General features: G+C 59.7%; 3 protein-coding genes. 2 read left to right on the forward strand and 1 reads right to left on the reverse strand.

Going from position 1 to position 5954, the window contains the following annotated elements:
* Positions 1-148: 148 nt before the first annotated feature.
* Positions 149-1768 carry a calcium-binding protein gene (locus NKI99_RS33270; RefSeq protein WP_245273057.1) on the reverse strand — a complete coding sequence of 540 codons (1620 nt, stop codon included), beginning with the start codon at positions 1766-1768 and terminating at the stop codon, positions 149-151.
* A gap of 562 nt (positions 1769-2330) precedes the next feature.
* Here NKI99_RS33270 and NKI99_RS33275 point away from each other — a divergent pair.
* Together NKI99_RS33275 and NKI99_RS33280 are read left to right on the forward strand one after the other, a co-directional pair.
* Entirely contained in the window at positions 2331-4082 is a 1752-nt protein-coding gene (locus tag NKI99_RS33275; protein ID WP_031212338.1) for a type I secretion system permease/ATPase, read from the forward strand.
* Positions 4075-5451, forward strand: a complete 1377-nt coding sequence (locus NKI99_RS33280; protein ID WP_023808938.1) for an HlyD family type I secretion periplasmic adaptor subunit — start codon at positions 4075-4077, stop codon at positions 5449-5451. Before NKI99_RS33275 ends, NKI99_RS33280 begins: the two co-directional genes overlap by 8 nt.
* Positions 5452-5954: the final 503 nt, after the last annotated feature.

A 5954-nucleotide genomic window follows, 5' to 3' on the forward strand; every position in this document is an offset into this window, starting at 1 on the left:
GGGGCGGGCGCGGGGGCCGGGGCGGGGGGGGGGCGGGTCTCCCCCCCCCCCCCCCTCCTGCTTGTCCCCACCCACACACCCCTCCTGGGGGGCCCCCCCCCCCCCCCCCCCCCCCCCACTTCTTAAAGCGTTTCTTCGCTGGGCTGGTTCAGGTGACCAGAAAAGACGATGCGGTAATCGACAGATGCGGAGAGAGGCTCGCGAAATGGATCTGGTTTGCGCCTCCGACGCCGTCGCTGTCGAAAGAAAGAGCTCCCGTCGAACTGTTGTAGATAATGTGATCGGAACTGTCATGCGCGGCTTTGCCGGCAAAGAAAGCGTCCGACGAGAGGCCCCCCTGATCGAGACCGGCAAAGATGGAATGATCGAGGTGGATTTTGTCCTGGGCTTTGTTGAAATCAGTGATCTTGTCGACGTTTCCAGCACCAAGGGCGGTACTGAACACGAAGGCATCTCTGCCCCCACGCCCGCTCAACGTATCGGCTCCGCCGCCGCCGTCGATCTTGTTGCTACCGGCATTGCCTTGAATGGTCTGTCCGAATTCGTTGCCGGTCAGATTGATGGCGGCCTTGCTGGATGCCTTGGTGGTTGCGAGTTGCTCGATATGCGAGCCAGCCGAAAGAGCGAAGCTCACCGAGGCAAGAACCTTATCGGCGCCGCTTCCTCTCTGCTCCACCACCTTGTCGTGGGCATTGTCGACGTAATAGGTGTCATTGCCGCCATAGCCGGTCATCTTGTCGGCGCCACCGCCACCATTGATCTTGTTGGCGCCGCCATTCCCATAGATGGCTTGACCGAACTCGTTGCCGGTCAGGTTGATGGACGCCCTGCCACCCGAACTGGCGGTGGAGAGCTGCTCGATATGTGAGCCCGCCGTAAGAGCGTAACTCACCGAGGCCACGACCTTGTCGACCCCGCCGCTTGGCGCTTCCATCACCTTGTCATGGGCATTGTTGACGAGATATTTGTCATTGCCCGTGGTCGCGTGAAAAACGTCTGCGCCGCGCGTGCCATGGAATATATGATCGCTGTCCGACGGGGCCGGCGCGGCGGGAGCAGGGGCGCCGGCGTCGCTTGGCGGCGTGGTCGGGGTATCGATCGGATCGCTTGCTGGAGGGGCGGCAGAGCCACCGGTGCTTTGGAGGTTGTGCTGCTGGAAGAAGGCCTGCAGTGCCGGCGAATTCTCCAGAGCTGTGTCTCCGTTCTGCGAGCCCCAGGCATAGGCATAATCGAAGGCAGGCGACGGAACCAGTGCTGCCCAATGATCTATCATCGTTTGCATCTGTTCCGTCGTTGGCATCTGATGCTTCCCGCCCGTGTCGGTCGTCCAGTTGCCACCGCCAAAAGTCTGGTAGACCGGAATGATCTTGTCGATCGGGATGCCGGACTTCACTGCCGCGCCCACGGCCCTGTCGATCATGTTGTAGTCGACCGTGCTCACGTCATCGCGCACCGGGTACGGGTCCAACCCGTAATAGTCGATGCCTGTATTGGCCGGATTATAGGTGTTGGAAAAATCCGGATTTGTAGGAGACCCCATATTCATCATGGTGACGAAGGTCTTGGCGCCCGGAAAATGGGAATGGATCCAATCCGATTCCGCTTTCAGGTTTTCGGCAGTTGCATATGTGCCCCACCTGCCGGTGGGATCTGGCTCGTCCATCAGGAAAAATCCGAACACCTTCGGGTTGTTCAGAAATGGTGTAACTTTTTCAATGAAGGAGGAGGTGACGCCGTCATGCGCGCCGAGATAGACGAGGCCTTTCATGCCGTCCGGCAAAGCATTGACCTGCGAGAGATATTGAACATCGACCAGGTTGAACCCGGCGGTTGCGACTTCGGTGGCTGATCCACCGGACGCATAATGGAGTGTCATCCAATGATCCTTTGGTTGATTCGATTTATGCCCCGCGTCTGCTTAGGTGATTGCTACATTAGGATGAAATCAAATACGAAACACAGCGAGATAGAATGTTTGATTGATCTAAGTTGTTGCTCAGTAGCAGGTATTTTGCTCAGCCGACCGTGGCACCTTTGAAAGTGTTTGGGAGCAAGGACATACGCCTCTTTTGCCGGCTCCGTTCTGACCAGTTCCTTTAGCGAAAATCGTCATTTTTCGTGAAGTTATCCCCAGACAGGGAGACGTCGGCGGCCGCGTTTCGCCGGTTCATGCCACGAATCCGCTGCATTTTCCTCAAAGTCGACGTATGTAAGCAGAGCGTAATAAGGGGGGCGACGGATAGCGGCTGCTATGCGCATCAAGAAAGGTTTGAGCCATCACAACTTACGGAAGTAACGGCGCGGCAGTGTCGCGCGAACGACCGCTGGTCATGAAAACATCGGGGGCTGGTTCTCCCGAGCTACGTTCCGCCATTCTCGCCTGCATGCCTGGGCTGCTTGGCGTGGCGCTGTTCTCGGCAGTGATAAACATTCTCGCTCTGACCGGTTCGGTCTATATGTTGCAGATTTACGATCGCGTTCTGCCGTCGCAGAGCGTTCCCACCCTGGTGGGGTTCACGATCGGCATGCTGGGTCTGTATGCGGTCCATGGGCTTCTGGATTTCGTGCGGCTTCGCGTGTTGGTCCGCATCGGCAGCCGTCTCTATAGGAATTTGCAGCAAAAGGTGTTCTCCATCTCCCTGTCCCTGCCGCTCAAGGCAGGGCGTGATGCGGACCGTCTGCAGCCTTTGCACGATCTTGACCGACTGCGCGGCTTTCTCTCCGGAACGGGACCGACGGTCATCTTCGACGCCCCGTGGATCCCCTTTTATCTGCTGATCATTTATTTGCTCCATCCTTCGCTCGGCCTGCTGGCGACGGTCGGCGCGATCGCTGTGGTCCTCTTAACAGCGATCGCGGAAGTGTTTAGCCGAGGCCCCGCCGCGCGTGCCTCGGAGGAGCTGCTGTCGCAGCGGGCGCTTGCCGATTCCGGCCGGCGCAACGCCGAAGTCGTTCACGCAATGGGGCTGTCTGGTCGACTGGCTCGACGCTGGAGCGACGTCAGCCGAGCCTATCTCGCCCAGCAGGAACGTCTCTCTGACGTCGTTGGTGGCGCCAGTTCGCTGTCGAAGGCCCTGCGGATGGCGTTGCAGTCCTGTGTTCTCGGTCTCGGCGCTTACCTGGTGATCGGCGGCGAGGCTTCACCTGGGGTGATCATCGCATCTTCCATTTTGCTTGGCCGCGCCTTGGCCCCGGTGGATGCTGCGATCGCAAACTGGAGAGGCTTTCTGTCGGCCCGGCGCAGCTATTCCGAGCTGGCAGCGGTCATGGCGGCATTCGGCCGCCAGGACGAGCCAATGGAGTTGCCTCGGCCGCAGGCGCGGTTTGCGGTCGAGCAATTGACCATTGCGCCGCCCGGCTTGCCAAAGCCAACCGTGGTGAATGTGAGCTTCCATCTGTCGAGAGGCGCTGGGATGGCCGTAATCGGCCCAAGCGGTTCCGGCAAGACAACTTTGGTGCGTTCGTTGGTCGGAGTGTGGAAGCCGCTCCATGGCTCGGTGAGATTGGACGGCGCCTCTCTCGATCAATGGAACTCGGAACAGCTCGGCGCCCATATCGGCTACATGCCGCAGGATGTGGAGTTGTTTGACGGCACGGTAGCAGACAACATTTCGAGGTTCCGAGGCAAGACGGATCCAAAAGGCGTCCTTGCGGCGGCAAGAGCAGCCGGCGTCGAGAAAATGATAATGCAATTCCCTCAGGGATTTCAGACCCGCATAGGCGAGGGCGGAGCGGCCCTGTCGGCAGGGCAGAGGCAACTCGTGGGTCTCGCCCGAGCACTTTATGGCGAGCCGTTTCTTGTCGTGCTCGACGAACCGAACTCGAACCTCGACGTGGACGGAGACGCTGCCCTGGCCGGCGCCATACGGACAGTGCGTCAGCGCGGGGGCATCGTCATTGTCGTTGCGCATCGTCCTTCGGCACTCGCGAATATCGATCAGGTGCTGGTTATGTCGAATGGGACGGTTCATGCCTTTGGCTCGCGCGAGCAGGTCTTGGCGAACGTGCTCCGACCTTCACCGCCTGTTTCACCTCGGCCATCTTCTTTGGCGCCGATACCGGGTGTTGCCGGACATGCATGAAGCTCTGCTCGAAACATTCGTCGCTTTCTCATCGTATGCTCGGACCCTTCGTGGCAGCAAACGGGCTGCCGTGAGCGCGCCAGATCTGTCGGACGGTATACGGGCCAACCTGATATTCGGTTTGGTGATTACAGGTCTGCTGGTCCTTGGCGGCGGCCTGTGGCTGGGGTTGACCAACATCGCCGGCGCTGTGGTTGCACCGGCCACCGTGGTGGTGGAAACCAACGTCAAGAAGGTCCAGCATCAAACCGGAGGCACAGTGGGCGGGATCTTCGCGCAGGACGGAGATCATGTACGAGCCGGCGACGTGCTGGTCAGACTGGATGACACGCTGACTCGCGCGAACCTGCAAATCATCAGTGAGGATCTCGATCGCGCGACCGTCCGGCTCGCTCGGCTGGAGGCTGAGCGAACGGGCCTGGCGGAAATGCAACTGCCGGTCGGCCTGAAGGCGCGAATGAACCAGCCGGAGCTGGCTGCGCTCGTCAATGGCGAGCGCGCGCTCTTTGAAACGCGCGCTTCGGCTTTGGCTGGACAGAAGGCACAGTTGAGAAGCCAATCCCAGCAACTTGAACGTCAGATCGACGGCCTCAAAGCGCAACAGAGCGCGGTGGATGAATCGGTTGCTCTGCTGAATAAGGATTTCGCCGACGTTGATTCCCTCTACGCCAAAAAACTCGTCTCCAAGGAGAGGGTGAGCAACATCAGGCTGGATGCCACCCGGGCCAGGGGAGAATCGGGGCGCCTCGCTGCCGCAGTAGCTGAAGCGCAGGCGCGCATTAGCGAAACGGGGTTGCAGATGCTGCAGCTGGATGACCAAAGGCGCACTGACGTGACGACCGAACTCCGCGAGACGGAAGCCAAGCAGACCGAACTCAACGAACGGAGGATTGTGGCCCAGGATGAATTGACCAAGACAACGATCCGCGCGCCGCAGTCCGGAACAATACAGGAATCGGCTGTCCATACCGTCGGCGGCGTTATCGCGCCTGGCGAGATGCTCATGACCATCGTGCCTGATGCCGACGATCTTGTGGTGGACGCGCTGATCCCTCCGTCGCGAGTCGACGACGTCCGGCCAGGGCAGCCGGTATCGATCCGTTTTCCGGCGTTCGACGTGGGAACCACTCCGGTCTGCCAAGGGTCAGTGAAACACATCTCGGCAGATCTGATTAAAGATCCGCAACGTCAGCTTTCCTATTTCTCGGCGCGGATCAAGGTCGAAAGCAAATCGAATTGCCTGACCGAAGCGAAGGTGCTGAGGCCAGGTATGCCCGCCGAGGTTCATATCCGCACCGATGAACGCAATGTCTGGTCTTATCTGTTGAAACCCTTTGCGGATCAGATGTCCAAGGCGTTTACGCAGTGATGGCGAGGAGGCGAGGCGAGTAGGATATCGGGATTTCTGGCGGCCCGACGGCTTTTTGGGGGCGGGCGGCCGTCGAGCCTAACCGGCGGCGCGGGGATGAAGCGCCTCCGGCTGGAGGAAACATGCGCGTTATGTGCCGCTACCGCATCATTCGAATAGCGAGGCAGTTTGTCCGCTGTCGGTAGTTTTTTGCCCAATGAAATAAACGAACGCGAATGGCGGATGGCGGGCGAGCGGAACCGCAACATTACCCATCAAAGATCAATGTTGCTGTGGTGCGAATTGCGGGGGCGGCCAATCCCCGTGGGCGTCGTGCTGGCAGGAGCTTGCGCAGCCATCGAGCATCACTGGACGGTGGCCTGAGGCGAGTTTGCCAGCCGTGATCTTGCAAAGACTTTTCTATCCCCGTCCAAAATATGCCTGGTACCACTCGACGAACCGCCCCACCCCTTCGGTCACTGTCGTCGTCGGGCGGTAGCCGACCGCCTGCTCCAGCGCCGAGG

It is taken from the genome of Mesorhizobium sp. M0239 (assembly GCF_040321815.1).
Lineage (GTDB): Bacteria > Pseudomonadota > Alphaproteobacteria > Rhizobiales > Rhizobiaceae > Mesorhizobium.

Excerpts from the sequence above, each read along its gene's own strand:
- NKI99_RS33270 (WP_245273057.1), bottom strand. The coding sequence starts at position 1,768 with ATGAAAGGCCTCGTCTATCTCGGCGCGCATGACGGCGTCACCTCCTCC.
- NKI99_RS33275 (WP_031212338.1), top strand. The coding sequence starts at position 2,331 with ATGAAAACATCGGGGGCTGGTTCTCCCGAGCTACGTTCCGCCATTCTC.
- NKI99_RS33280 (WP_023808938.1), top strand. The coding sequence starts at position 4,075 with ATGCATGAAGCTCTGCTCGAAACATTCGTCGCTTTCTCATCGTATGCT.